This window comes from Kaistella jeonii (genome assembly GCF_000812865.1).
GTDB lineage: Bacteria > Bacteroidota > Bacteroidia > Flavobacteriales > Weeksellaceae > Kaistella > Kaistella jeonii.
The window spans coordinates 376,669-401,891 of record NZ_JSYL01000001.1 but is presented as its reverse complement, the minus strand read 5'-3'; the positions used below and the strand labels follow the sequence as shown (position 1 = coordinate 401,891).

Below are 25,223 nucleotides of genomic sequence, written 5' to 3'. Positions count from 1 at the left end.
TTGGTTGTTATAATTATTAATTCAATGTGTTTTGGAAAACCATCGTAGCACGTTGAAATTCTTCAATTTTACTTTCTAATGAAACAGTAAGTTCATCCGAAATGTATTTTTTATAGTTTGCTAAAATAAGTTGGGTTTGCAATTCGAAAGATGAACCTAAAGACATATCTAAGAAATGACTAAAAGATTTATTAGTTCTACTTGAACCTTCGGCTACATTTGATACAATTGAAACCGAACATCTATCCATCTGACTTCTCATTCCAAAATTTTCAAAGGAAGGAAAGGTGATAGTGATATCTGAAATATTTTTCGCAATTTCCAGAGCCATATGCCAAATTTTCAATTTCTTGAAATTATGTCTTTTGAAATCGCTCATATTTAAAAGTTATTTAATTAAACTTATCTTATTGCAGTCTATCATCTATCCGTCTATCATCTATCCGTCCTTTAGAGAAGTTCAAAGATAGAAGCCGCTCCTTGACCCGTTCCTACGCACATAGAAACCATTCCGTATTTCATGTTGCCGCGTTTTTTCATTTCGTCTAGAAGTTGAACGGTTAATTTTGTTCCGGTACAACCAAGTGGATGTCCGAGTGCGATGGCACCACCGTTTACATTTAGAATATCTGGATTAAGATTCAACTCTTTTTTTAAAGCAACTGATTGAGATGCAAAGGCTTCATTCAATTCTATTAAATCGATGTCCTTTAATTCCAAACCTGCTTGTTTTAATGCTTTCGGAATTGCGTATAATGGACCCATTCCCATGATTCTTGGCTCAACACCTGCTGCTGCATAAGCCACCAATCTTGCTTCTGGTTCCAAATTTAATTCCTTCATCATTTCCTCTGACATTACAATTACGAAAGCCGCACCATCACTCATTTGAGAAGAGTTTCCCGCAGTTACACTTCCGCCATTTGCAAATACAGGACGAAGTTTTGCCAAACCTTCTAAACTCGTTCCCTTTCTTGGACCTTCATCTACAGAAAAATCATATTTCTTGGTTTGCATTTTTTGGTTTTCATCCAGGTAATTGTATTCAACTGGAATCGGAATGATCTGATCTTTAAATCTACCTGTTTCGTTGGCTTTCAAAGCTTTATTGTGTGATTCGAAAGAAAACTGATCTTGCTCTTCACGCGAAATATTGAACTGTTTTGCCACTTCTTCCGCCGTATAACCCATTCCCCAATAGTAATCAGGATTTAATTTCGCCATATCACTTTCCGGAACTGGTTTATAACCACCCATCGGAATGTAAGACATTGATTCTGTTCCACCTGCGATGATACAATCAGCCATTCCAGCCTGGATTTTTGCAGAAGCAATTGCAATTGCTTCACTTCCGGATGCGCAATATCTGTTTACCGTAACACCCGGAACTTGATCCGTTTTTAATCCCATTAATGAAATTAAACGCGCTACATTTAAACCTTGTTCAGCTTCTGGCATTGCGTTACCAACGATTAAGTCGTCGATTCTGTTTTTATCCAGATTTGGAACTGCCTCCATTAATTTTTCAATAACGGTCGCTGCCATTACGTCGGGACGTGTGAATCTCAAACTTCCTTTCGGTGCTTTACCAACCGCCGTTCTGAACCCTCTTATTATATATGCTTGTTTTGACATTTTTTAAATTTTAATTTAATTTCATATCATTGGGCTTCACCCAATGCTTTTGATTTCACCACTTCGTGGCTCAACAATTGAAAATTAGTTTCTAAGCGGTTTCCCCTTAGTTAACATGAACTGAATACGCTCCAAAGTTTTTCTTTCTCCACAAAGTTGTAAGAAAGTTTCTCTTTCCAAATTCAATAAATACTGTTCAGTAACGATTGTTGGTTCAGAAAGATTTCCACCCACTAAAACGTTGGCTAATTTGTCTGCAATTAGTTTATCGTGCGCAGAAATATAATTTCCGGTTAACATTTGATCCGTTCCAACCAAGAACATTCCTAATGCATCACGACCCAAAACTTTTACTTTTTGTTCGATCGGTTGCGTGTAACCATGTTCCGCTAAACTTAAGGCTAACATTTTAGCAGTCTTTATCTGACGGTTTTTATTCACCACCACGATGTCTTTATGGTTTTCTAAAATCCCCATATCGTAGGCTTCATAAGCAGAAGTTGCTACTTTACCCATCGCGATATTCATGAACATATCTCGAAGTCTGTTATTCTTAACATCATCAGAATGGAATTCTCGAGATACTCTCAACGCCATTTCTTTGGTACCACCACCGCCAGGAATTACACCGACTCCGGTTTCTACCAAACCAATATACGTTTCTGCCGCGGCAACAACTCTATCCGCGTGCATTGTCATTTCGCAACCACCACCAAGAGTCATTCCGTGTGGAGCAACTATTACAGGAATTGAAGAGTAACGAACGCGCATCATTGATTTCTGGAAATAAGCAATTGCCATATTCAGATCGTCCCAATCCTGATCGATCGCCATCATTAAGATCATGGCTAAATTTGCTCCGACAGAGAAATTCGCTCCTTGATTTCCAACTACTAAACCGTCATATTCTTTTTCTGCTAAGTCGATCGCTCTGTTCAAACCATCTAAAACTTCGCCTCCTAAAGAGTTCATTTTTGAATGGATCTCAAAGTTGATAATTCCATCGCCTAAATCCTGAATTGAAGATCCTGAATTTTTCCAAAGGGTTTTATTTTTTCTTATATTATCAAGAATGATAAAAGATTCTTGTCCCGGAATACTATTATAGTTTCCAGAGTTTTTATCGAAATAGATGCTTTGACCTTCGTCGTTTACTTTATAAAAACTTTCTACGTTTTTCACCCAGTCAGAAACTTCATAATCAGCATCTTTCGCCAATTCAATTCCTTTTTGAACTCCAACCGCATCCCAGATTTCGAAGGGACCATTTTCCCAACCAAAACCTGCACGCATGGCATCGTCGATTTTGTAAACTTCATCAGAAATTTCCGGAACTTTATGAGAAACATAAGCGAACAAAGCGCCTAAAGATTTACGATATAATTCTCCGGCCTTGTCTTTTCCACCAATAAGAACTTTGAAACGATCAATCGGTTTATCAATACTTTTCGTTAATTCCAGAGTAGGGAAGTTCGATTTTCCTTGAAGTTCATATTCCATGGTATCTAAATTCAACCCATGAATTTCAGATTTACCTTCAGCATTTTTAATTTTCTTATAGAAACCCTGCTCAGATTTTGAACCCAACCATTTGTTTTCTACCATTTTCTGAACGTAATCCGGCAATTTGAAAACGTCGTTAAAATCGTTCGCTTCCATTTTACTGTTTCGAACGCCATCAGCAACCATTACCAAAGTATCCAGCCCAACAACATCCGCAGTTCTAAAGGTAGCAGATTTTGGACGACCGATAATTGGACCGGTTAATTTATCAATATCAGAAACATTTAAGCCTAAACCTTTGATTTCATGAAGCAAATTCATCATGGAAAAAACACCAATTCTATTAGCGATAAAAGCTGGAGTATCTTTTGCTAAAACCGTTGTTTTGCCCAAAAACTTCGCGCCATAATCCATATAGAATTGAATAATTTTAGGATCGGTTTCCGGCGTAGGAATAACTTCTAAAAGTGGTAAATATCTTACCGGATTAAAGAAATGCGTTCCTGCAAAATATTTTTTGAAATCATCGCTTCTACCTTCAATTAAGAAATGAATTGGAATTCCGGAAGTATTTGATGAAACCAAAGTTCCTGGCTTCCTAAACTGTTCGATCTTTTCGTAAACCGATTTTTTAATGTCTAGTCTTTCAACAACAACCTCAATGATCCAGTCGGTTTTTTTGATCTTTTCTAAATCATCGTCGAAGTTTCCAACCGTAATTCTCTCTGCAAATTTCGGAGAATACAATAAAGCCGGACTTGACTTGGTCAATTTGACAAAATTTTCGGCAGCGATTCTGTTTCTAACAATCTTATCTTCTTTCGTTAAACCTTTTTTCTGTTCAGTCTCGGTCAATTCAAAAGGAACAATATCGAGCAAAAGCACTTGTACACCAATGTTGGCGAAGTGTGCTGCGATACCGGAACCCATAATTCCTGAACCTAAAACCGTAACGTGTTTGATTCTTCTGTTCATTTTACTTATTTTTTATTATTTAATTCATTGGCGATTTTCAAAATGTCGGTCATGACCTCTTTAAAAATATCCATTTTTTCAGCTGGAATATTTTCCATTACTTTTTTGTTAAAGTTCACTACCACTTCTTTGGATAAGTTTCTAGAGTTGAGACCTTTATCTGTTAGTTTAATAATGACTTCTCGTTTGTCGTTAGAGGTTTTTTCTTTGTAGATGTAGCCATTGTCTTCTAACAATTTAATAATTCTTGTTAGAGAAGTTGGTTCGATCGCCATTTTAGGCCCGAGATTGGTACTTCGAGTTCCTTCCTTGGGATCGATCTTCAATAAGGTCAACGCTTGAACAGCTGTTGCATCATGGACTTGTGCTAATTCCGAATACATTTTCGAAACTGCAAGCCAGGTAGATTTCAAAATGAGATCTACATTTTCAACTTTTTCATGAGGAGATTTATTCATATCAATAGTATAATGTGGTTATGTCAAATATAAATAATATTATGCATGCATAGTATATTTATATTGTTAATATTTTGTTAAATACTATAAATCAACTACTTAAAAGATATGAAAAGCATAATACTATGCATGCATAGTATTTAAAAAAAGTCGAGTAAATAAGGATTTAATGAAGGTTTTTGATCAATCTTGAAATATCCGCAAAAGAATCACAATTTTGCTGAAAATTATGATTAGATATTAACCAAAAAGTACCTTTCCATTCAAATTTGTATGCAGAAAGATTTTTTGAGAAGTTTTTTTGAAGAAAGGAATAGAGCATTTCTTTCTCTAAAGAAGGTGCAAAAATGTGTGGCGGAATAAATTCTTTATCGATATGAAAAAGCTGTGGATTTAGAAGTTCGTCATGTTTTAATAAAATATCTTCAGTAATTCCAGCTTCTAATTTCTCGTTGTGAATAAACCACATTTTGTCGGCAAATTCTTTAGACAAACGCCAGTCGTGAGATGAAAATAGAATGCACTTATTTTGATTTTTCGCAAGTTTTCTGAGTAACTTTAAGATGATAATTTTATTTTCTTCATCTAAATGGGTTGTCGGTTCATCTAAAATAATCATTGGGGAATTCTGCGCTAAAGCTCTTCCAATAAACGCTTTCTGAAGATTACCATCTGATAATTGGTTTAAAGAAAAGTTTCTGTATTGCCTTAAATTCAAATTTTCGATAATTTCATCAACTTCTTCTTTGTCAGCAGAATTCAATTCAAAATAATATGGATAATGAATATACTTTCCGAGTGAAATTAAATCAATCATCGTAAAGTTCGAAGGAATTGGTGCTTTGGAAAATACAACTGCGATCTGCTCTGCAATTTGTTTATTTGAAAGGTTTTTTATGTTTTTGTCGCCAAGAATTATCTCGCCTTTTAAAGTTGAGATTTGGTGGAGAATACTTTTTATTAAAGTCGTTTTGCCAACACCATTATTTCCGATCAACAGACAAATATCACCAAGATCCAAAGAAGTTTCAACTCCTTTGATCAAAGGGGTTTTATAACCGATCGCTGTATTTTTTAATTCTAAAAACATTGCTGATAAATGGATATTATTTTCACTCGACTCTTTTTACTTTATACCTGGCTCTTTCTACTATTCAGCATCATCGTTAATATTACCGGAATTCCAAACAGAGAAGTAATCACATTTAAAGGAAATTGTGTCGTTTCGGAAATGATAGAAAAAACTTCCATAATTAAAATTCCTAAGATCATATTCAAGATCCATTGTTGCCAAAGCTTCGCAGGATTAAAAAGCATTCTGCAGAAATGTGGAACAACAATTCCTATAAATAAAATCGGTCCAAGAAACGCTGTGACAGAAGCTGCCAGAAGAGATGAGGCAATAATTACAAAAAATTTAAGTTGTGTCAAATTTACGCCCAAACTTTGGGCATAAGCCGTTCCCAAAGAATTTCCGATTAATGGTTTTATCGTCTTGAAAGTGAGAAACAATCCAATGATAACGATGATAGAAAGCACCCAAATTTGATTCGTAGAAACCTGATTGTTTGCACCGAAACTCCAAAGAATATAATTTTTCAAACTTTGATTTTCCGCGTAGAATTGTAGAATAGAAACGACTGCTCCTGCTAAAGCAGAAACCAAAAACCCAAATATGATCAGGAATGATTTATCCTGAAATCTTCCGGAAAACAGGAGTAGAATCGCCATTAAAATTAAACTTCCACCGATTGCTGTAATGCTCAAAAAACTATTTTGTAAAAATTCAGGTAGAAGAAGGTTCTGGGAAAAAAAAATGTAAAAAGCGACACTTAAACTTGCCACAGATGTAATTCCCAAAACGGAAGGTCCAGCCAAAGGATTTTGAAAATATTCCTGTAAAAGAAATCCGGATGTTGGGATCGAAATTCCCGCCAAAAGCATGACCAGTATTCGGTTAACCCGCAGTTGAGCGATCTGGGAATTATCAGAAGTTGAAGAAAAAAAGTCTGTAAAGTGAAGTTCCAAAAAACCAATGTTCAAATTCACGACAATCGAAATTACGATTGCAACAAGGATTATAATAGTAGTGATCTTGAAATTTTTAGTCATAAAAAGAACTTGCGGTAAATTTAAAAAAAAAGAAAACACCTTCTGAAAAGATGTTTTCTATAAATTAAAATATTTTGATTATTTGAAAGAATTTAGCTTTTCTGTCAGCATTTCTTCACTCATTGATCCTAAAGTTTCGTCGGTTTTATCGCCTTTTCTTATAAACGTGAAAGGAATTGCACCGCCGTCCCATTTTTTGAAATTCGCTTTAAAAAATTCTGGAGTCAGTTTTGAACCATCAATCAAAACCATATGATTTGACAGACCTTCTTTCTCCGCGAAATTTTTCACCTTCGTATCCCAATCTTCTTTCTGGTCCAGATCAAAAAAAGTAAATTTCACCGGTTGACCTTTCATTTCCTCCATTTTCTTTTTGAAATGTGGAATTTCCTGCATACATGGACCACACCAGGTTGCGAAAAAATTGTTGACATATAAAGTATCGTTGTTTTGTTTGCCTAAAAATTTTGCAGTTTGTTCAGGACTCAACTCAATTTTTTTGAAAGGTATTGCCGCTTCGGTTGTTTCATTAGATTCCGGAACAGTAATAGAATCAGTCGTCATTTTATCAGTACTCTCCACGGTTTTATTTTCTTTTTTACACGCTGTAAAAGTCGCAGCCATCATTATTCCTAAAATTACTTTTTTCATATGTAGATATTTATTTTTTTAAGGTCATATGCAATCGCCAATCTTTATTAGTACCGGTATTTTCCCAAGTAGGGCGATTTCATATTATTTTTATTATTTTTGAATTCTTATACTATGGAAAATCTTTTACCCAAAACAAGACCAATCAAATTTCACTGGCTAAAATTAGCGAAAAAGCAAAGACTGACCAAAAGTATCTTCTCGCTTGAATTTGAAATTCCTTATTCTTTAAAGCCAAATTTCACCTTTGAAGCCGGACAATATGTTACTTTAAAATATCTTTCCAACGGCGCAATAATTCAAAATGATTTCTCGATGACTTCTGCACCTTTTGAGGATAAAATTTCCTTAGGTATTAAAATTAATTACGATAAAAGTTCTTCTAAAGATTTGTTTGACAATTTAGAAGTCGGCGATTTCCTTGAAGTTTCGGAACCGAGAGGACGTTTCACGATAGTTTCAAAACCGCATGAATTCCGCACCATTATTGGTTTTGCAGGTGGAATTGGTATTACTCCTTTAATCAGTCACTTCAAAAATATACTTCACAACGAACCACGAACGCGACTCTTTCTTTTTTACGGCAATAAAAATACACAAGACATTCCCTTCAAAAATGAACTGGATGAATTGCACGAAAAATATTCAGATCGGTTACAGATTCAATACTTTTATTCTCAGGAAAAAGTAGGAAACGGTTTATTTGAAGGTCGATTAAATGAAAAAAAAGTTGCTTTGATTATCAATCAATTTTTGAATTTAGATGATACTGATGAAGAAAGTACGATTTGGGATGCTGTAGATGAAGTTTTAATTTGTGGGAAAGGCGAGATGATCAAGTCGATCGCAAATGCATGTTATCATCACGGGATTCCAAAAAAGAATATTCATTTTGAATTATTTGAGGAATTTAATGAAGATATTTATCCGATTGAAAAAGAATTTGCTTTGATAGAAAATATCAAGGTTGATTTCAAACTTTTTAAACATCAGTATGCTGCAACTTTAAAAAATAATAAGGTCAAGCTTTTGCAGCAGCTTTTAATTCAGGGATTTCCAGTTCCTTATTCCTGTAAATCCGGGATTTGTGGAAGTTGCGAATGCATTTTAGAAGAAGGAGAAGTGGAGCTTTTGGAGAATGAATATTTAACGGAAACGGAAGAAAAATCTGGGAAAATTTTAGCGTGTATGTCGGTTGTTTTAAGTAAAAATATTAAAGTTAACTTTGATTTAAACTTTTAATTTGAAAAAGATTTTAGATGTATTGAAATCGTTTTTCACTTTGGTGGAAATTGGAATCTTGCTGATGATTTTAGCAAACATATGGGTATTTGCCGTCACCAATGGGAAAACTTTTACCAAAATTTCAAAAATTCCGCCAAGAGAAACTGCCTTGGTTTTAGGAACTTCACCTAAAATGAAATCAGGAATTTCAAATCCGTATTTTACTTCGAGAATGGATGCAACGGCGTTATTATATCACCACGGAAAAATCAAAAAAATCATTGTTAGTGGAGAAAAAAGCCAGGGATACGACGAACCTTCTGCCATGAAAGATTATCTGGTTTATCAGGAAGGAGTTCCCGAAAATATAATTACCGAAGATCCGAAAGGTTTTAAAACGCAAACCAGCATCAATAACTGCAAAAATATTTATCATCAGAACGATGTGATCATCGTTTCGCAGGGTTTTCATAATCTGCGGGCTTTATTTTATGCGAGAAATAATGATATGAATGCTTTGGGTTTCGATGCTCAGGACGTTTTGAGTAATCAAAGTTTTTACAGAAACCAATCGCGGGAATTTTTGGCCAGAGTTTCTGCAGTCCTCTTTTATATTTTAGACATTGAGAAAAAAGGGTGATTTTAAAGGATTTTGGTGAAATTCTTGACCTTAATTTTCAGAAAATTCGTACAAAAAGCTATATTTGTACAAACAAAATAATATGCTCGTTATCGGAATTGCAGGTGGAACTGGCTCAGGAAAAACCACTGTTGTCAATAAAATTCTTCAGCAACTCAATGTTGAAGGCGTGAATGTACTTTCTCAGGATAACTACTACCATGATAATCAACACCTTACACTTTCAGAAAGAGAAGTCTTAAATTATGACCATCCAAAGTCTATTGATTTTGATCTGTTGATCAAACATGTGAAAGCACTAAAAAATGGGGAACCAATTGAGCAACCTATTTACTCTTTTGTCACGCATTCCAGATCTGGAGATTTCGTTTCTATAGAGCCGAAAAGCGTATTGATCGTGGAAGGAATTTTGGTTTTGACCAACTCTGAATTATTGAAAGAATATGATCTGAAAGTCTTTGTTCATGCAGATTCTGATGAAAGATTAATTCGTAGAATTCGTCGCGATACACAGGAAAGAGGTCGCGATCTGCAGGAAGTTCTGCACCGTTACCAAACGACTTTGAAACCGATGCATCAGGAATTTATAGAACCTTCAAAAAATGAAGCAGATCTAATTGTTCCCAACATGAAACAAAATACGGTTGCAATTGATTTTCTTTCGACAGTAATTAATAATACTTTGAAAAAAACGCATTAAATTTGAAATGAAAATTTCAATGAAAATTTTTGAAATAATCCTATTCCGATGAAAGAATTAATTAAAGAGATCACGCCAAAATCACCAGTTGTGAAATTTCTTCAAAAATATATTTTGACGAAATATTTTATTACTGTTTTTCTCTTTTTAATATGGATGGTTTTCTTCGATAATACTTCTTTTCTCGTTGTTAATGAGCTCAATGGTGAGATCAACCGTTATGAAAAACAACTCGTTTATTATAAGGAAGAGTATCAAAAAAATGATGATTTCTTTAAAAAATTGATGAATAATAAATCTGAGAAAGAAAAATTTGCCCGGGAAAATTATTTCATGAAAAAGCCAAATGAAGAAATTTTTATTTTGGTTGTTGATTCTTCGCAAGTAAAAAAGAATTAGACGAAGTTGATTTAAATAATACGATTATTTCTAAAATTCATGTTGACCAGTAACAAAAAATATATCATTTTATTTTCCGTATTTTTATCAATGTCATTTGTTGGTGTCGTAATTAATTTATACACCGAACTGAATGATAAAAAAGTAATTGATATTCACATTTTCAATTCGCAATTATTAAAATCGATGGTGATTTCCTTTGCTGTTTTGCTGATTATAATGATAACGAAAAGAAAGCAAATGTTTTAAAATATCTCTTTTAAATTTTTTTTAGAAGAATTATTAATCAATTTAAATTGTTAGCCCTACAAAATAATGTTTACAAAAACGACTTTAAAAGATTGGGAAAGTTTAGTGCAAAAGCAACTAAAAACTGAAGGTATTTATTCGATTTTATCTAAAGAAAATCTCGAAGGAATTGAGGTTAAACCTTATTACGATTCTAGTTTAAAACCTTTAAGTAATCTTCCGAAAGTAGAAGAATCTACGCACCTTGTTTCGCTTTATCATGAAAGTGCTGAAGAAAATGTCTTTGCTTTTCTACTCAATCAAAATGTTGAAGATTTAACGGAGAAAGTGATTTTTGTGAATAATAAAGATTTGGCTGATCATATTTCTTTAGACGAAACAAACCGTTATTTTTCCCTGATCGATGTTTTTTCGGAAGATAAAAATGGAGAGATCAACCAGCAATTGGTCAAAGAATTATTGGCGAAAGATTTTGAAAGAAATATTTGTATTGATGTTTCTTTGCATCAAAATTCGGGCGCAACGATTATTCAGCAATTAACTTTTGCTTTGGCTAAAACTAAAGAGTTGACTGAGATTTTTGGATCAGAAATCTTAAATAAAATAATTTTTAACGTGGCTGCTGGTGGAAATTATTTCTTTGAGATTGCTAAAATTCGGGCTTTAAAATTAATTTTCAATCAGTTTTCAAAAGAATTTAATTTAGATGAAATTCCATTTATTTTTGCTGAAACTTCTTTGCGCAATAAATCGAAAAATGATCCTGAGAATAACTTAATTCGTTCAACTTTAGAACTTTCTGCAGCCATGATTGGTGGAGCTGATGCGGTTTTCAGTAATGATTATAAAATTGAAAATTCTGATTCTGTTTCTGAGGAAATTTCTTTCAAACAGCAAATAGTTTTGGCGTACGAAAGTATTATTAATGTTTTTGATGACGCCGGAAACGGAAGTTATTATATTGAAAATATCACGCAACAATTCACAGAAAGATCCTGGCAAGAATTTTTGAAAATTGAAGAAGAAGGTGGTTATTGTAAACTTTTAAAAGATGGGAATATTCAGGAAGGAATATATGAAAGCGCCATTAAAGAACAAAATTGGGTAGAAGAAGGTAAAACGAAAATCATCGGTGTAAATCTTTATCCTAAACTTGAAAAAACAAAGTCTGCAGAGGAAATGTACGACAAAAACGAAATGAAAAAAGTTCGTTTAGCGGAAATGTTTGAGTAATATTTCCGTCTTTGACAGGCAATTTAATTAATCTCACAGAAAAACTTTTGTGATTTTGGTAGTTTAAAAAGATACGTTGAAAAATATCCTTAATAAAGAAGTTCAAAATTATATCAATGCAAATCTACAAACAGATTTGCATTCTTTGTTATTAAAGAAATCACCATTTTACGAAGTTTCCATGCAGGAAATTGTGCAACAGATCAAAGGTAAAAAGGTGGCGCAGAAAAAATTTCCTTTTTTATTGAAAGACGGAATTATTTTTCCGCCGAATCTAAATTTGGAGCAGTCTTCTTCACAATCGACTGCAGAATTAAAGGCGGACAATTTACTGGGAAAAAGTTTTATCGATTTGACTTCAGGCTTTGGAATTGATGCTTATTTTCTTTCAAAGAATTTTGATGAAATTACTTTGGTTGAGCAGAATACAGAACTATTAGATATTGTAAAGCACAATTGGGGAGTTCTGGAAAGAAAAGTCAATTTTATCAATGAAAATTTGGAAGATTTCTTAGCTAAAAATACAGAGAATTTTGACTTAATTTATTTGGATCCCGCGAGAAGAGATTCTGAAAAAAATAAAAAGTTTTTACTCGAAGATCTATCTCCTAATCTTTTAGAAATTCAGGATCAACTTTTTGAAATTTCTTTACAAATTATTATCAAACTTTCACCTTTGATTGATATTTCTTATTTGATTTCTGTTTTAAAAAATATTTCAAAAATCCAAATTATTGCGGTTAGAAATGAAGTGAAAGAACTGCTGGTCTTCCTTGAAAGCAATAAAATAGTTGACGATGTAGAGATTTCCTGCATTAATTTGGAAAGTGAAGATGCAAATTTTTCTTATAAATTTAAAGAAGAAAAAACAGCTGTCTCCAATTTTTCTGAACCAGAAGAGTTTTTATACATTCCAAATAACGCGGTTTTAAAATCGGGTGCTTTTAATTTGATTTCGAATAGATTTGAGTGTAATAAACTTCATCCCAATACTCATTTTTATACATCTGGTGAACGAATCCAGAATTTTCCTGGAAGAGTTTTGCAAATAGAAATCATCGATTCCAAGTCAATTAAAAAAGGAGAGAAGTATAATATTATTTCAAAAAATCATCCGTTATCACCCGAAGAAATTAAGAAAAAATACAAGATTTCTGACGGTGGAAATTCTTATTTAATTTTCACTCAAACTCAAAAAGGAAAGATTATTCTAAAATCTCAGTAATTTCTTTGTGAAAAATGCCAATATTTCTTACTTTTGGGGCAGTGAAAATTTTAAAAATTCATAATAATCATAAAGTAGATATGAAAAAAGTAATTTTAGTTGTTGCAATCGCAGGTTTAGCGATCAGTTGTCAGAAAATTCAGGCAGGTGGAAACAAAGGTGTTCTGAAAATGGAAGAAGGCGCCACAAGATACAGCGATGATGTGATGACCGATAAGCCAATGACAGTAAAAGAAACAGAGGTAAAACCCACAATCGGAATGGTAACAAGCGACAGTACAAAAACTGTTGATCCCTTGAAAATGGACAGTGCGAAAGTAACTGCACCAACTTCCGCAACAGCTACACCGGTAAAAAAATAAATATTTCAAAAAAATATAATTAGGAATGTCTTGCTTTGGCGAGACATTTTTTTTATTTTTACAAAGTTCGATGTTAAATAATTTTAATTAAAATAAAATGAAAGAAACCTTAGATTACATTCAAGAAAATAAACAGCGTTACGTAGATGAACTTTTTGAATTGTTGAAAATCGCTTCTATCAGTGCAGATCCTGCTTATAAAGATGAAGTGTTGAAATGTGCTGATGAAGTTTCAAAATTTTTGAGAGATGCCGGTGCAGATGAAGTAGAAGTTTGTGCAACTAAAGGATATCCAATTGTTTACGGTGAAAAATTAATCGATAAAAATTTACCAACCGTTTTGGTTTACGGACATTACGATGTGCAACCACCAGATCCTTTAGAGTTATGGACAAAACCACCTTTTGAACCGTATATTGAAAAAACAGAAATTCATCCTGAAGGCGCAATTTTCGCCAGAGGTTCAGCAGATGATAAAGGACAGTTTTTCATGCACATCAAAGCACTTGAGGCAATGATGAAAACAAATACTTTACCTTGTAATGTGAAATGTATTTTTGAAGGTGAAGAAGAAGTGGGTTCTAAAAGTTTGGAAGAGTTTGTAAATGAAAATAAAGAAAAATTATCATGTGATGTGATTTTAATTTCAGATACGCATATTTATTCTAATGAACAACCGACCGTGACCACAGGCTTAAGAGGACTAAGTTATGTAGAGGTAGAAGTTGAAGGACCAAACCGAGATCTGCATTCCGGACTTTATGGTGGTGCAGTTCCAAATCCGATTCACGTGCTTTCGAGAATAATCGCAAATTTAATTGATGATAACGGACACATTACGATTGATGGTTTTTATGATAATGTAGAAACCGTTTCTGATGAAGAAAGAACTGATATGAATAAATTAAAAGACGATCCGGAACATTTCAAAAAATCAATTGGCTTAAATGGAGTAGAAGGCGAGAAAGGTTATACGACTTTGGAAAGAACTTCAATTCGTCCGACTTTAGATTGCAACGGAATTTGGGGTGGCTATACAGGTGAAGGTGCGAAAACCGTGATTCCGTCAAAAGCTTTCGCGAAGATATCCATGCGTTTGGTTCCTTACCAAACTCCGGATGAGATAACAGAAAAGTTCACGAAATATTTTGAAAAGATTGCTCCTGCAAATGTAAAAGTTAAAGTAACACCACATCACGGTGGAATGCCATATGTTTTACCGAGCGACACCAAAGAATTCAGAGCGGCTAAAAGAGCGATGGAAACTGCTTTCGGAAAAGAAGTTTTGCCGTACAGAAGCGGCGGAAGTATTCCGATCACCGCAATGTTCGAGCAAGTTTTAGAAGCAAAATCTGTTTTGATGGGGTTTGGTTTAGATTCAGATTCAATCCACTCGCCTAATGAGCATTATGGACTTTATAATTTCTATAAAGGAATTGAAAGTATTCCGTTATTCTTCGAGAATTATGCGAAATCATAAATATTTATTTAGAAAAACGTTTCATTTTGAAGCGTTTTTTTATTTTTAAAAAGATGCGAATTGTTGATATTTCACGTAAAATTTAATTTGATAACAAAGTTAAAAACAATCAAGTAGATGTAAGAAATCTCCCGTTTGGAGACTATATCATTAATGTGAATACTGAAAATGGTATTCAATCTCAAAAATTCATCAAGAAATAGTTTTATTTCAGAAATTAATTTTAAAAGGCGCCTCTATTTGGGGTGTTTTTTTATAATAAAATTTTTTTTATATTTGTTTCTAATTAAATAAAATTTTATGAAAAAAACATTTACTCTTTTAGCAATGGCAGTTTTTGCTGCAAATGTTAGCGCACAGGTTATTACGCAAAATACAGATGCAGTCACTGTTACTGCATTAAATTCAGTAGCATGTGGTGCAGGTGGTCTTACCGCAGATAATTTTTATTCCAGAGCTTTTACTTTGGCAGATTATGCGATAACCTATGATTATAAAATAACCAATATACAATTTGGTGTAGAAACGGCAAGTGAACCTTTGAATGCAACTGTTAATCTTTATAGTTTAGTAGGAACTTATCCTGGAGGGACTAAAACACTTTTAAAATCAGTAGATGTTCCTGTCACTCCAGCTGACGCTTTAAAATTGGTAAGTACTGGAACAAATTTAACACAAGTAGTACCTGCTGGTTCAAAAATTGTTTTAGAAGTTGCTCATGATGGTGGTTCTGTAGTAGGTTTTTATTTAGGGACTAATGCAAGTGCAGAGACTAAACCTTCTTACGTAAAATCCGTTACATGCAGTATTCCTAATCCAGTTACAACAACTTCTATTGGCTTTCCGAACGCACATTGGGTGATGACTATTACAGGAGTAAATAACTTGGGTGTTACTGAGATTATTAACTCTAAAAATCTTCAAGTTTATCCTAATCCTGTAAAAGATGTTTTAAACTTTAAATTGGCTAATAACTTAAAAGTTGAATCTATCGAACTTTTTGATATGACTGGTAAAAAAGTTATTACTGTAAACTCTAAAGCAACACAAGGTGTTAATGTAGCTGGTTTCGCAAAAGGAACTTACATTCTTAAAGTAAAAGGTAGCGACGGGAATGTTTACATTCAAAAAGTACTTAAAAACTAAAAAATTATTTTAAATAAATAAAAGTACCTTCTGAAGGTGCTTTTTTTTTGGTGTATTACTCATTTTTGAAATATAGATTTTGATAATCATGGTATCTTTCAATTAAAATCGGGGAGGTTTAAATAATTAATATACTTTTTTTATCTTTAAGGATTAAAATAAAAGAATATGTTTACAGGAAAAGTTGCTTATATAACGGGAGGTACAAAAGGTATCGGTTTTGGAATTGCAAAAATCTTATCCGAGCAGGGAATTAGAGTAGCAATCAGTGGCAGAAAAAAAGAAGATGTAGATCATGCAGTCTCGCAACTTTCATCTGATCCTTCGAAAGTTTTAGGAATCGTTTCCAATGTGAGGAATTTTCAGGATGAAGAAAAAGCAGTTTCAGAAATAAAAAAGCACTTTGGTCAATTAGATTATGTGATTGCGAATGCAGGTTTAGGAGTTTTCAAGCCGGTTGATGAACTTTCGGTTGATGATTGGAACGATATGATTGAAACCAATCTTTCGGGTCTATTCTATACTTTGAAAGCTTCTGTTGAAGAATTAAAAAAATCTGAAGGTTATTTTATCAGTATTTCTAGTTTAGCAGGAACTAATTTTTTCGAAAAAGGGTCCGGTTACAATGCTTCCAAATTTGGTGCAGTCGGTTTTACACAAGCTGCAATGGTTGACTTACGGAAATACAATATTAAAGTTTCTACCATAATGCCGGGTTCCGTTTCTACTCATTTTAATGGAAATGAACCTTCTGAAAAAGATGCCTGGAAAATTCAGCCAGAGGATTTAGGAAATCTTGTTTTAGATATCTTCAAAATGAATCCTCGCTCTTTGCCGTCAAAAATTGAGATTAGACCCTCAAAACCAAATAATTAGTCTCCATAATTATTATGCGGTTAATATATTTTCCTGAAAATATATTATGCATGCATAGTATTTATATTTATATTTACAGAAATTAAAAAAACATAGTAAACTTGAAATCTAAAGTTTCAATTTTACTAAAAAAATAATTAAACTTTGACAAATGAAAATATTAGTATGTATAAGTAGTGTTCCAGATACTACTTCAAAAATTAATTTTACTGCAGACAAATCGGCTTTCGACAAAACCGGAATTCAGTGGGTAATTAATCCGTGGGATGAATTTGCTTTAACGAAAGCGATTAAATTGCAGGAATCTCAGGGAGCAACAGTAACTGTAATAAATGTTGGTGATGCTACAACTGAACCTGTGATCAGAAAGTCATTAGCAATCGGTGCAAATGACGCCATAAGAGTTAATGTAGAACCAAAAGATAGTTTTTCCGTTGCTAAAGAAATTGCAAATGTTGCTCAAAATGGTTCGTATGATTTAATTCTTTGTGGTAGAGAATCTATTGATTATAATGGTGGTGCAGTTCCGGGAATGGTTGCGCAGTTATTAAATCAGCCTTTTGTAAATGCATGTGTTGGTTTAGACGTCAACGGTGCAGAAGCAACGGCTATTCGTGAAATTGAAGGTGGAAAAGAAACTATTTCTGTAAAACTTCCCGCCGTAATTGCTGGACAAAAAGGAATGGTTGATGAAAAAGATCTCATCATCCCAAACATGAGAGGAATTATGTCTGCAAGATCCAAACCTTTGGTTGTTGTAGAGCCTGCTTCTTCTGAAGTAAAAGTAGAAGGTGTTTCTTATGATTCAGTTCCACAAAGAGCAGCGGTGAAAATGGTTTCAGCAGATAATCTTGACGAATTGGTGAGATTACTTCACGAGGAAGCAAAAGTGATTTAAGTTAAAATTTAACATTTAAAATTCAAAGAAAATGGCAATATTCGTATATGCAGAAAATATAAACGGAATTTACAAAAAAGCGGCCTTCGAAGCGGTTTCTTATGCAAAAGCAATTGCAGATCAAGCTGGTGAAACGGTGACTGCGATCACGGTAAATCCGACCGATTCTTCAGATTTACTTTATAAATATGGAGCAACAAACGTCATCAATATTAAAGATGAAGGTTTGAAAAATTTTAGCGCAAAATCGTATGCTAAAGCGGTGAACGAAGTAGTAAGTGGAAATAAAATTGTATTTCCTCACACTACAGATGCTTCTTCTATTGCACCAATGTTGGCCATAATGAACGGTTTTTCATTGATTACCAATGTGATCGAAGTACCAGAAAGTCTTTCCCCATTTCAAGTTAAAAGAAGAGCATTCTCCGGAAAAGGTTTTATGCACGCAAAAGCAGATGCAGAAGGAGTAATTGTTACGGTTTCTCAAAATGCTTATGGCGTAAAAGAAAATGCTACTTCAGGTTCTGAAGAAGTAAAAGAATTGTCTGTTACAAATGAAGATACCAAAGTAATTTCTCACGAACAAAGTTCTGGTAAATTAGATTTGAAAGAAGCAGAAATTGTGGTTTCCGCAGGACGTGGAATGAAAGGTCCGGAAAACTGGGGAATGATCGAAGATTTAGCGAATCTTTTGGGAGCAGCAACTGCTTGTTCGAAACCAGTTTCAGATATTGGTTGGAGACCTCACTCCGAACACGTTGGACAAACAGGAAAAGCAATTTCACCCAATCTTTACGTTGCAGTCGGGATTTCCGGCGCAATTCAGCATTTGGCGGGAGTGAATTCTTCTAAAACTATTGTTGTTATCAACAGTGATCCAGAAGCACCATTCTTCAAATCTGCAGATTATGGAGTAGTAGGAGATGCTTTCCAGATTATTCCTGCATTAACAGAGAAAATTAGGGCTCTGAAAGGTTAATACTTTTTCAAGATAGGAAGTAAACGTCAGAGAAATCTGGCGTTTTTTTTTGCGTTATAAAGAGAACTAAAATGATATTTGCAAATAATTGATGAATTGCTAATAAAATTGTCTAATTTTACTTGTAATGAGAAAAATAATTATAAATTTTCATTGATGGATTTGTTCGTTTGGAACATGGCTATTTCTTTTCAACTCCTTTTCATTATTGTTAGTGGAGTTATTTTTGTATACATCCAGGAGAAAAGTTTTAAATATTATGCACTTTATAATATTTGCTTGCTCATGTATCTGTTAAGTCGAAATGATGATTATTACAATTGGTTTGAAGGTGGAGTTGCTTATTTTATGGGGAAGGAAAATGCAACTGTTTTTACGCATATCTCGAGTTTTTACTTGCAGGTTATTTTTTATAATTTCTATTCCATTTTTGCACTTTATTTTTTGGATCTGGATAAGAGGACTAAAAAATATTTCAATAGGGTTCGATGGATCTTAAAATTTGTAGCAGTTTTATTTCTGTTTTTAGCGATACTTACTTTTTTCATGAAAAATGAAGATCTGTATGTCTCCCTGTATACCTTTATTTATTTGCCAATAATGCTGACAATTTTTGTAGTGAGTGTTTTGAAAGCAATTAGAAATTCGGGAAGTCATAAATATTTTTTTCTGTTTGGAGTTTGCGTATTTGTAATTTTTGCGCTCATCGCTTTTGCAGGTAGTTTTATTCCCTCTTTAAATATGACCAATCCCATTGCATTTTTTTATGTTGGAATCGTTGTAGAAACTATCTTTTTCAGCCTTGGTTTGGCCTACAAAATAAAATTGATGAATGACGAAAAAAATCGAGTTTACAATCTTGTCATTCGTCACAAACATCAGCAACAAATTAGCAAACTTCGAGGTTTACTGGAAGGTGAGGAAAAAGAAAGAAAAAGAATTGCCGAAGAACTTCATGACGGTATTGCTGGAGATTTATCTGCCATCAAATTAAATTTAGCTTATTTGGAGAACGAAAATAATAATCCAAATAATGAAAATGTTCTGAATAATTTATCTAAAATTATTGATAAATCCTGTCAACAGATCAGAGAAATTTCGCACAATCTGTCCAATTCATCAATTACGAACTATGGACTTTTTGGAGCAGTTGAAAATTTTTGTAAAAAAGTTGCAGAACTCTATAAAATTAAAATCAATCTTACCTTCTCAGAGAAAGAAATTCTGCTCAGCGAAACTATTAAAACGCATATTTATAGAATAATTCAAGAATTGGTCAACAATGTGGTTAAGCATTCTGAAGCGAAAGTTGCTGATGTCAAAATTAGGTATGATCATCCGCTCATAGAAGTTTCTGTGAATGATAACGGCAGAGGATTTCCGATCAATTCATTGTCAAAAGGGATTGGTTTAAGCAATATCGATTCCAGAATTCGATTTATGAATGCGAAAGTTAAAAAAGAAAGCAGTGTGATGGGAAGTGCATTCACGATAATAATAAATTTGAATGAAATTCCTGAAACATAGATCGATTTACTGATTTACTTCATGATTTCTTAAATATTTCTCATAAAACATTTGAAAATAAATTCCTAATCTAAAAAATCATTTATATTTGTAGTTATGGATTACAAACGATTAATCATACGTGGAATTTCTTACAGCCAAACACAATCCGGAGCTTACGCGCTCCTTTTGGAACATGAGGAAACCAGCGTAAAATTACCTGTCGTAATAGGAAATTTCGAAGCACAGTCAATTTCTTTAGGTTTAGAGAAAGATATTCATCCGCCGCGACCTTTAACGCACGATTTATTTGCAAAATTTGTGACCTCTGCAAATTTCACAATAACTTCGGTCATTATCTACCAAATTATCGACGGAGTATTTTTTTCAAATATCAATTTTAAAAATAATGCAAACGGCGAAGAGTTGATCTTAGATGCCCGAACTTCCGATGCTGTTGCAATGGCAGTACGCTTTGAAGTCCCTATTTATACTACACCACAAGTTCTCAGTGAAGCAGGAATATTATTAGAACTGGATGAACCTGGTACAACAGAAGCAGAATTTTCTCCCGTAGCTTCAGAAGGAGATTTAGCCTCTTTTCCCGTAGAAGATTTACAGAAATTATTAGAAGATGCGGTAAAAGACGAAGACTTCGATGCTGCGTTAGAATTGCAGCAGGAAATAAAAAGACGAAATAAAAAAATAGAATAAAAAATTTTATAAATAAGTTATGAATTTAAAATTAAGACTTACCGTATTGTCTTTCCTACAATTTTTTGTGTGGGGAGCTTGGCTCATTACCATCGGGGTTTACTGGTTCGGAACAAAACAATGGGGTGGCGAAGAATTCGGTAAGGTTTTCGCAACTTTAGGTATTGCCTCGATCATCATGCCTGCTTTAACAGGAATTATTGCCGATCGATGGATGAATGCTGAAAAATTATTTGGGATTTTGCATATTTTATATGGAATTACTTTGTTCTTTTTACCTTCCGTTACGACGCCGGAAAATTTCTTTTGGGTCATGCTCATCGCGATGATGTTTTATATGCCGACGATTTCTTTATCGAATTCCATCGCTTATTATGTTCTGAAAAATAATAATTACGATGTTGTAAAAGTTTTTCCGCCAATTCGTGTTTGGGGAACTATTGGTTTTATTGCAGCGATGTGGATTACCAATCTCACCGGAAATAAAGCTTCTGGAAATCAATTTTATATAGCCGCAGTTGTCGCTATTGTTTTAGGGATTTACTCTTTTACTTTACCGAAATGTCCGCCTCAGAATTTAATTCCGGCGAATGCTACCTTATCTGAAAAATTGGGTTTAAATGCTTTTTCTTTATTTAAAGATTACAAAATGGCATTGTTCTTTTTCTTTTCCATGTTTTTGGGAGCAGCATTGCAGTTGACGAATATGTATGGTGATACTTTTTTGTCTGACTTCGGTAAAATACCTGAATATGCTGATAGTTTCGTTGTAACAAGATCGACTTTGATTATGTCGATTTCGCAGATATCGGAAACGCTGTTTATCCTTGCAATTCCTTTCTTTTTAAGCAAATATGGAATCAAAAATGTCATGCTTATTTCGATGTTTGCATGGGTGTTACGTTTCGGTTTGTTTGCCTATGGCGTTCCGGTAGGATTTGGTTTAGGACTCATTGTTCTTTCTTGTATCGTTTATGGTATGGCTTTCGATTTTTTCAATATTTCAGGTTCTCTTTTTGTGGAAACGACGACTGATTATAAAATTCGTTCTTCTGCTCAAGGTTTGTTTATGATGATGACTAATGGTTTCGGTGCAATTGCCGGAAGTTTAGCGAGTGGTTGGTTGATCCAGAAATATTTTACAATGTCAAATGGAGATAAAATGTGGCACGACATATGGCTCGTTTTCGCAGGATATGCTTTAGTAATTGCAGTGTTGTTTGCTGTAATGTTCAAACACAAACATAATCCGGAAGAAATTGCAGCGGTAAAACATTAAGAATTACCTTCCAAATAAGATAAAACACGCTTTTCCGAAAGTGTGTTTTTTTTTGTAATTTAGCGTACTGAAAATTAACGCCTACAACCTGAAAAATTCAAGTTGAAAGGCATTTGTAAAAAATATAAAATCTATTTATGAAAGAAGTATTCATCGTATCTGCAGCAAGAACTCCAATGGGAAGTTTCATGGGAAGTTTATCTACAGTTCCGGCTACGAAATTAGGTTCAACCGCTATTAAAGGCGCTTTAGAAAAAATTAATCTTGATCCGAAAATGGTTCAGGAAGTGTATATGGGAAATGTTTTGCAAGCTGGTGAAGGTCAAGCTCCGGCTCGTCAAGCTGCCATGGGTGCAGGATTGTCTGAAGAAACTCCCGCAACAACCATTAATAAAGTTTGCGCATCTGGAATGAAGGCAGTGATGATGGCTGCACAATCCATTAAATCTGGTGATCAAGATGTTATCGTAGCAGGTGGAATGGAAAATATGTCCTCAGTTCCGCATTACTACAACGCAAGAGTCGCTACCAAATTGGGTGACGTGAAAATGCAGGACGGAATGGTTCTCGACGGTTTAACCGATGTTTACGGAAAAGTTCACATGGGAGTTTGCGCCGAAAAATGTGCTGCTGAATATGGTTTTACAAGAGAAGATCAGGATAATTTTGCAGTTGAATCTTACAAACGTTCCGCAAAAGCCTGGAGCGAAGGGAAATTTAATGATGAGATCGTTTCTGTCGAAATTCCACAAAGAAAAGGCGATCCAATTATTTTTAAAGAAGACGAAGAATATAAATCGGTTAATTTCGATAGAATAGGAAGTCTGGCTACTGTTTTCCAGAAAGAAAATGGTACGGTAACTGCGGCAAATGCCTCTACTTTAAATGATGGTGCTTCTGCTTTAGTTTTAATGTCTAAAGAAAAAATGGAAGAGTTGGGATTGAAACCTTTAGCCAGAATTGTTTCTTACGCAGATGCAGCTCAAGCTCCGGAATGGTTTACAACTTCACCGTCAAAAGCTATACCGATCGCCTTGAAAAAAGCAGGTCTTGAAATTTCTGATATTGATTTCTTCGAATTTAATGAAGCATTTGCAGTGGTAGGTTTAGCTAATAATAAAATTTTAGGACTTGATTCCTCAAAAGTAAATGTGAACGGAGGCGCAGTTTCTCTCGGTCATCCGCTTGGAAGTTCAGGTTCAAGAATCATCGTTAGTTTAATCAATATTCTAAAACAAAATAACGGAAAATACGGCGCAGCTGCGATTTGCAACGGCGGTGGTGGAGCGAGTGCGATCGTTATCGAGAACATGTAATTCCTCTTAATTTTTAAAGTTTGAACCATTAAGAATTATTAATGACATTTTTTCATTAATATCTTAATGGTTTTTTTATTTTTGTTTAACTAATTATTTCAAAATGTCAGAAAACGCCGATTTGCAAAAGCCAAATATCAAGAATAATCCGAAGATCATGAAAGCTTGGGCTTTTTACGATTGGGCAAATTCTGTATACTCTCTGGTAATTACCTCCACGATTTTTCCTATTTATTATTCCATCATTACAACTGCATATAAAAAGAAAGTCTTAATAGAAGCTTCTGGCGAATGGAAAGAGGTTCCTGTTCCACACATGATCAACATTTTGGGCAATTCCTACGAACCCACCGCGATTTTTAGTTTTTCCTTAACCTTATCTTTTTTGATCGTTGTTGTTATTTCGCCCATATTATCTTCATTAGCAGATACGATTGGAAACAAGAAATCATTTCTCCAGTTTTTCTGTTATTTGGGATCTTGTTCTTGTATGGGTTTAGCCATGTTTACGGGAATGCAAAATGTATTTTTGGGTTTACTATTTAGTGTGACTGCAAGTGTAGGTTTTTGGGGTAGTTTGGTTTTTTATAACTCGTTTTTACCCGATATTGCAACGCCGGATAAACAAGATGCACTTTCTGCAAAAGGGTACGTTTACGGATATATTGGTTCTGTAATTTTATTAATTCTTTGCTTACTATTAATTCAGGTTGTTGCGAAAACGCCGGAGGAAACTAAGATTTATACCAGAATTACTTTCCTAATTACCGGAGCTTGGTGGTTTGGATTTTCACAATATACTTTCAGATATTTACCGCAGTTCGGCTTGGTTAAAGATAAATTGCCAAAAGATCTTGTGCTTTTAAATTATAAAAATATCTTTGAAACACACGAAGAGCACGGCGGAATTTTTGAAGTAATTAAAGATAATTTAGCCTTTTACAAAGATGTTGCGAAGGAAAGTTTCCGTGAATTGTTTAAAGTAGGAAGAGAATTATTCGAAGATAGAAATCTGAAGTTTTTTCTATCCTCCTTTTTCTTTTACAGTATTGGAATGCAGACGATTTTTTTGATGGCAACCTTATTCGGAACCTCAGAAATTTTCACGAAAGAAGAAGATCAGTACAAGTTGATCATTACGATTTTGGTTATTCAGATCGTGGCTATTTTTGGTGCGTTGGCTTTTTCCAGATTATCAAGATCAATAGGAAATAAAAATGTGATCAGTATTGCTGTCGGAATCTGGATCATTTGTTGTCTTTCTGCTTATTTTCTTAACAAAGAAAATCCTAATGTTGAGACGCAGTTTTATGTTTTAGCTGCATTTATAGGTTTAGTAATGGGTGGTTTGCAGGCAATGTCCCGTTCGACCTACTCGAAATTATTACCGGAAGATTCTATGGACAACACGACTTACTTTAGTTTTTACGATGTTTTAGAGAAGCTTGCAATTATTTTAGGATCCCTTATTTTCGGTGTTACCATTCAGAAATTTCACAATATGCATTATGCATTCATCGGGATGTCTATCTTTTTTGCAATTGGTTTAATTTTAATAAGATTCCTCAAATTAAAAGCTCATAAATAATATCTAATGTAGTGCTGTACATTTTGATAAGTTAATTTATTGATAATCAGAAATGTTGTATATTTGCAACAGGAA

Annotated in this window: 24 protein-coding genes and 1 pseudogene; 18 read left to right on the top strand and 7 right to left on the bottom strand. The window is 33.9% G+C overall.

All coding sequences use genetic code 11. The features are described 5' to 3' along the window. Positions 1 to 16: 16 nt before the first annotated feature. The 7 genes from OA86_RS01750 to OA86_RS01720 form a co-directional block, all read right to left on the bottom strand. The gene (locus OA86_RS01750; protein WP_039347848.1) at positions 17 to 379 is read right to left on the bottom strand and encodes a four helix bundle protein; all 363 of its coding nucleotides are present in this window, start codon (positions 377 to 379) and stop codon (positions 17 to 19) included. Positions 380 to 450: 71 nt separating this feature from the next. Beyond that, the gene (locus tag OA86_RS01745; RefSeq protein WP_039347845.1) at positions 451 to 1,635 is read right to left on the bottom strand and encodes an acetyl-CoA C-acyltransferase; all 1,185 of its coding nucleotides are present in this window, start codon (positions 1,633 to 1,635) and stop codon (positions 451 to 453) included. Between the two features lie 84 nt (positions 1,636 to 1,719). Beyond that, a complete protein-coding gene (locus OA86_RS01740; RefSeq protein WP_039347843.1) occupies positions 1,720 to 4,113 on the bottom strand; it encodes a 3-hydroxyacyl-CoA dehydrogenase/enoyl-CoA hydratase family protein in 2,394 nt (797 codons plus the stop codon). Between the two features lie 5 nt (positions 4,114 to 4,118). Beyond that, a complete protein-coding gene (locus OA86_RS01735; protein WP_039347838.1) occupies positions 4,119 to 4,571 on the bottom strand; it encodes a MarR family winged helix-turn-helix transcriptional regulator in 453 nt (150 codons plus the stop codon). Positions 4,572 to 4,737: 166 nt separating this feature from the next. Continuing rightward, positions 4,738 to 5,661, bottom strand: a complete 924-nt coding sequence (locus tag OA86_RS01730) for an ABC transporter ATP-binding protein (RefSeq protein WP_039347835.1) — start codon at positions 5,659 to 5,661, stop codon at positions 4,738 to 4,740. A 41-nt stretch (positions 5,662 to 5,702) separates the two neighbouring features. Continuing rightward, positions 5,703 to 6,683 (bottom strand): iron chelate uptake ABC transporter family permease subunit, encoded by a 981-nt coding sequence (locus OA86_RS01725; protein ID WP_039348370.1) that lies wholly within the window; start codon positions 6,681 to 6,683, stop codon positions 5,703 to 5,705. 78 nt (positions 6,684 to 6,761) lie between these two features. Next, positions 6,762 to 7,334, bottom strand: coding sequence for a TlpA family protein disulfide reductase (locus OA86_RS01720; RefSeq protein WP_039347832.1), 573 nt, complete (start codon positions 7,332 to 7,334; stop codon positions 6,762 to 6,764). Between the two features lie 114 nt (positions 7,335 to 7,448). Here OA86_RS01720 and OA86_RS01715 point away from each other — a divergent pair, with 114 nt between their 5' ends. The 18 genes and pseudogenes from OA86_RS01715 to OA86_RS01630 all read left to right on the top strand — a co-directional run bounded on the left by OA86_RS01715 (position 7,449) and on the right by OA86_RS01630 (position 25,148). Continuing rightward, complete coding sequence (locus tag OA86_RS01715) at positions 7,449 to 8,576, top strand: 2Fe-2S iron-sulfur cluster-binding protein (protein WP_039347829.1); 1,128 nt, start codon at positions 7,449 to 7,451, stop codon at positions 8,574 to 8,576. A 64-nt stretch (positions 8,577 to 8,640) separates the two neighbouring features. Next, positions 8,641 to 9,198, top strand: a complete 558-nt coding sequence (locus OA86_RS01710; RefSeq protein WP_126340516.1) for a SanA/YdcF family protein — start codon at positions 8,641 to 8,643, stop codon at positions 9,196 to 9,198. Between the two features lie 82 nt (positions 9,199 to 9,280). Further along, positions 9,281 to 9,898 (top strand): uridine kinase, encoded by a 618-nt coding sequence (gene udk / locus OA86_RS01705; RefSeq protein ID WP_039347823.1) that lies wholly within the window; start codon positions 9,281 to 9,283, stop codon positions 9,896 to 9,898. A gap of 48 nt (positions 9,899 to 9,946) precedes the next feature. Beyond that, positions 9,947 to 10,297 (top strand): FtsB family cell division protein, encoded by a 351-nt coding sequence (locus OA86_RS01700; RefSeq protein WP_039347821.1) that lies wholly within the window; start codon positions 9,947 to 9,949, stop codon positions 10,295 to 10,297. Positions 10,298 to 10,612: 315 nt separating this feature from the next. After that, positions 10,613 to 11,779 (top strand): methylmalonyl-CoA mutase family protein, encoded by a 1,167-nt coding sequence (locus OA86_RS01690; protein WP_039347813.1) that lies wholly within the window; start codon positions 10,613 to 10,615, stop codon positions 11,777 to 11,779. Positions 11,780 to 11,855: 76 nt separating this feature from the next. Next, positions 11,856 to 13,004, top strand: coding sequence for a class I SAM-dependent methyltransferase (locus OA86_RS01685; protein ID WP_039347810.1), 1,149 nt, complete (start codon positions 11,856 to 11,858; stop codon positions 13,002 to 13,004). 14 nt (positions 13,005 to 13,018) lie between these two features. After that, on the top strand, positions 13,019 to 13,366 hold the full coding sequence (locus tag OA86_RS01680; protein ID WP_039347808.1) for a hypothetical protein: 348 nt from the start codon (positions 13,019 to 13,021) through the stop codon (positions 13,364 to 13,366). Between the two features lie 97 nt (positions 13,367 to 13,463). After that, the gene (locus tag OA86_RS01675) at positions 13,464 to 14,846 is read left to right on the top strand and encodes a dipeptidase (RefSeq protein ID WP_039347806.1); all 1,383 of its coding nucleotides are present in this window, start codon (positions 13,464 to 13,466) and stop codon (positions 14,844 to 14,846) included. A gap of 104 nt (positions 14,847 to 14,950) precedes the next feature. Next, positions 14,951 to 15,049, top strand: a pseudogene (locus OA86_RS16145) (T9SS type A sorting domain-containing protein); the annotation flags it as partial. A 97-nt stretch (positions 15,050 to 15,146) separates the two neighbouring features. Continuing rightward, complete coding sequence (locus OA86_RS01670; protein ID WP_039347803.1) at positions 15,147 to 15,992, top strand: T9SS type A sorting domain-containing protein; 846 nt, start codon at positions 15,147 to 15,149, stop codon at positions 15,990 to 15,992. Between the two features lie 168 nt (positions 15,993 to 16,160). After that, a complete protein-coding gene (locus OA86_RS01665) occupies positions 16,161 to 16,868 on the top strand; it encodes an SDR family oxidoreductase (RefSeq protein WP_039347799.1) in 708 nt (235 codons plus the stop codon). Positions 16,869 to 17,019: 151 nt separating this feature from the next. Next, positions 17,020 to 17,766 (top strand): electron transfer flavoprotein subunit beta/FixA family protein, encoded by a 747-nt coding sequence (locus OA86_RS01660; protein ID WP_039347797.1) that lies wholly within the window; start codon positions 17,020 to 17,022, stop codon positions 17,764 to 17,766. A gap of 31 nt (positions 17,767 to 17,797) precedes the next feature. Continuing rightward, positions 17,798 to 18,745, top strand: coding sequence for an electron transfer flavoprotein subunit alpha/FixB family protein (locus tag OA86_RS01655; RefSeq protein ID WP_039347794.1), 948 nt, complete (start codon positions 17,798 to 17,800; stop codon positions 18,743 to 18,745). 156 nt (positions 18,746 to 18,901) lie between these two features. Further along, complete coding sequence (locus OA86_RS01650; protein ID WP_039347790.1) at positions 18,902 to 20,272, top strand: sensor histidine kinase; 1,371 nt, start codon at positions 18,902 to 18,904, stop codon at positions 20,270 to 20,272. A 96-nt stretch (positions 20,273 to 20,368) separates the two neighbouring features. After that, positions 20,369 to 20,965: a bifunctional nuclease family protein gene (locus tag OA86_RS01645; protein ID WP_039347787.1), complete on the top strand. Its 597-nt coding sequence runs from the start codon at positions 20,369 to 20,371 to the stop codon at positions 20,963 to 20,965. Between the two features lie 19 nt (positions 20,966 to 20,984). Continuing rightward, positions 20,985 to 22,244, top strand: coding sequence for a nucleoside permease (locus OA86_RS01640; RefSeq protein WP_039347785.1), 1,260 nt, complete (start codon positions 20,985 to 20,987; stop codon positions 22,242 to 22,244). A 137-nt stretch (positions 22,245 to 22,381) separates the two neighbouring features. Continuing rightward, entirely contained in the window at positions 22,382 to 23,560 is a 1,179-nt protein-coding gene (locus OA86_RS01635) for an acetyl-CoA C-acyltransferase (RefSeq protein WP_039347783.1), read from the top strand. Positions 23,561 to 23,663: 103 nt separating this feature from the next. After that, positions 23,664 to 25,148: an MFS transporter gene (locus OA86_RS01630; RefSeq protein ID WP_039347780.1), complete on the top strand. Its 1,485-nt coding sequence runs from the start codon at positions 23,664 to 23,666 to the stop codon at positions 25,146 to 25,148. Positions 25,149 to 25,223 lie beyond the last annotated feature (75 nt).

Bases quoted from the DNA above. Each gene is read 5' to 3' on its own strand.
- OA86_RS01680 (WP_039347808.1), top strand. From the start codon at position 13,019: ATGCCAATATTTCTTACTTTTGGGGCAGTGAAAATTTTAAAAATTCAT.
- OA86_RS01660 (WP_039347797.1), top strand. From the start codon at position 17,020: ATGAAAATATTAGTATGTATAAGTAGTGTTCCAGATACTACTTCAAAA.
- OA86_RS01635 (WP_039347783.1), top strand. From the start codon at position 22,382: ATGAAAGAAGTATTCATCGTATCTGCAGCAAGAACTCCAATGGGAAGT.
- OA86_RS01650 (WP_039347790.1), top strand. From the start codon at position 18,902: ATGGATTTGTTCGTTTGGAACATGGCTATTTCTTTTCAACTCCTTTTC.
- OA86_RS01740 (WP_039347843.1), bottom strand. From the start codon at position 4,113: ATGAACAGAAGAATCAAACACGTTACGGTTTTAGGTTCAGGAATTATG.
- OA86_RS01665 (WP_039347799.1), top strand. From the start codon at position 16,161: ATGTTTACAGGAAAAGTTGCTTATATAACGGGAGGTACAAAAGGTATC.
- OA86_RS01675 (WP_039347806.1), top strand. From the start codon at position 13,464: ATGAAAGAAACCTTAGATTACATTCAAGAAAATAAACAGCGTTACGTA.
- OA86_RS01645 (WP_039347787.1), top strand. From the start codon at position 20,369: ATGGATTACAAACGATTAATCATACGTGGAATTTCTTACAGCCAAACA.
- OA86_RS01655 (WP_039347794.1), top strand. From the start codon at position 17,798: ATGGCAATATTCGTATATGCAGAAAATATAAACGGAATTTACAAAAAA.
- udk (WP_039347823.1), top strand. From the start codon at position 9,281: ATGCTCGTTATCGGAATTGCAGGTGGAACTGGCTCAGGAAAAACCACT.
- OA86_RS01715 (WP_039347829.1), top strand. From the start codon at position 7,449: ATGGAAAATCTTTTACCCAAAACAAGACCAATCAAATTTCACTGGCTA.
- OA86_RS01710 (WP_126340516.1), top strand. From the start codon at position 8,641: ATGATTTTAGCAAACATATGGGTATTTGCCGTCACCAATGGGAAAACT.
- OA86_RS01690 (WP_039347813.1), top strand. From the start codon at position 10,613: ATGTTTACAAAAACGACTTTAAAAGATTGGGAAAGTTTAGTGCAAAAG.
- OA86_RS01630 (WP_039347780.1), top strand. From the start codon at position 23,664: ATGTCAGAAAACGCCGATTTGCAAAAGCCAAATATCAAGAATAATCCG.
- OA86_RS01745 (WP_039347845.1), bottom strand. From the start codon at position 1,635: ATGTCAAAACAAGCATATATAATAAGAGGGTTCAGAACGGCGGTTGGT.
- OA86_RS01725 (WP_039348370.1), bottom strand. From the start codon at position 6,683: ATGACTAAAAATTTCAAGATCACTACTATTATAATCCTTGTTGCAATC.
- OA86_RS01720 (WP_039347832.1), bottom strand. From the start codon at position 7,334: ATGAAAAAAGTAATTTTAGGAATAATGATGGCTGCGACTTTTACAGCG.
- OA86_RS01640 (WP_039347785.1), top strand. From the start codon at position 20,985: ATGAATTTAAAATTAAGACTTACCGTATTGTCTTTCCTACAATTTTTT.
- OA86_RS01700 (WP_039347821.1), top strand. From the start codon at position 9,947: ATGAAAGAATTAATTAAAGAGATCACGCCAAAATCACCAGTTGTGAAA.
- OA86_RS01730 (WP_039347835.1), bottom strand. From the start codon at position 5,661: ATGTTTTTAGAATTAAAAAATACAGCGATCGGTTATAAAACCCCTTTG.
- OA86_RS01750 (WP_039347848.1), bottom strand. From the start codon at position 379: ATGAGCGATTTCAAAAGACATAATTTCAAGAAATTGAAAATTTGGCAT.
- OA86_RS01670 (WP_039347803.1), top strand. From the start codon at position 15,147: ATGAAAAAAACATTTACTCTTTTAGCAATGGCAGTTTTTGCTGCAAAT.
- OA86_RS01735 (WP_039347838.1), bottom strand. From the start codon at position 4,571: ATGAATAAATCTCCTCATGAAAAAGTTGAAAATGTAGATCTCATTTTG.